At 73.0% G+C, this 1073-nt stretch carries 1 protein-coding gene; it reads right to left on the bottom strand.

All coding sequences use genetic code 11. The annotated features are described in order from the left end of the window. On the bottom strand, positions 1 to 818 hold an 818-nt coding region (locus G6030_RS06230), incomplete at its 3' end, for an alpha/beta hydrolase (protein ID WP_182642530.1). Between the last annotated feature and the right edge of the window lie 255 nt (positions 819 to 1073).

The raw sequence follows: 1073 nt of genomic DNA, 5'->3' as shown, positions 1-1073 counted from the left end.
GGCGCCGCGACGGCCGGTGCCGCGCCCGCATACGCCAGCCCGCGCTCGGCGCAGGCCGCGATCGAGGCGGCCACGCCCTCCGGGTCGTCGGACATCGGCACGTGCCCGTCGGCGGTGATCTCCACCTTCGCCTGCGGGAACAGCCGCGTGGCGAGCTTGACCTGGCCGACCGGCAGGACCATGTCGAACCGGCCCCAGCGGAGGGTGATGGGGAGGTTCTCGTCGACGGGCGCGGAGAACAGGAATGTCCGGCGGTCGGCCCGGTCCAGCACGGTGTTGGACACGATCGCCTCGCTGTCGATCGCGGCGGCCTCGGCGGGGTACCGCCACGGGCGGGCGCAGAACACCGCCATCATCACCGCGCGTCCGGCGGCCCGCTCGGTGAGGGCGGGGATGTGCCGCCCGAGTCTGCCGGCCGCGCGTCGGAGGCTGCGGAAGACGGTGATCGTGTAGCGCCACTCGGCGTGCGAGCGGAAGAACCCGGCGGGCGAGAGCGCGGTGACGCTGCTGGCCAACCCGCGCGCGCCGAGTTCCAGCGCGAGGAAGCCGCCGAGGGAGTTGCCGGCGATGTGCGGCCGCTCGCCGGCCGGGACGACCGCCTCGATCAGGTCGACGAGCTCACCGACGAAGTGGTCGAGCACGTCCCCGGCGTCCGGCAGGTCGGCGGAGCGCCCGTGTCCGGGCAGGTCGACGACGACCACGCGGAACCGGTCCGCGAGCAACGGGACCACCGCGTCCCAGGCGTGCGCGCGGTGGCAGACGCCGTGGATGAGGACGATGGTCGGTCCGGATCCGGTGATCTGGTGATACAAACCCATGCGTTCAGTGTCCACCACCACACGCCGCCCCACCAGTGCCTCGACGTGACGCCCCACGGCGGGAGAAGAAGGGCTTACATTCGGTGCCGCGAGGCTCCCGGGGGGAGCCGGTCTCGAGGGGGCTGGGGTCATGGTGACGACGACGAGGGAACCGGACGCCGGTGAGGTCGGGCCCGCTCTGGGTCTCGCCGAACAGTTCCGGCCGATCCTCCTCCGGCTGGACCTGCTGGTCCGCCGGCAGAGCACCCAGTACGC

Origin of the sequence: Dietzia sp. E1 (genome assembly GCF_014145015.1) — a bacterium.
GTDB classification, from domain to species: domain Bacteria; phylum Actinomycetota; class Actinomycetes; order Mycobacteriales; family Mycobacteriaceae; genus Dietzia; species Dietzia cinnamea_A.
Note: the sequence above shows the minus strand (reverse complement) of the source record. Positions and strands in the feature narration are given on the sequence as shown.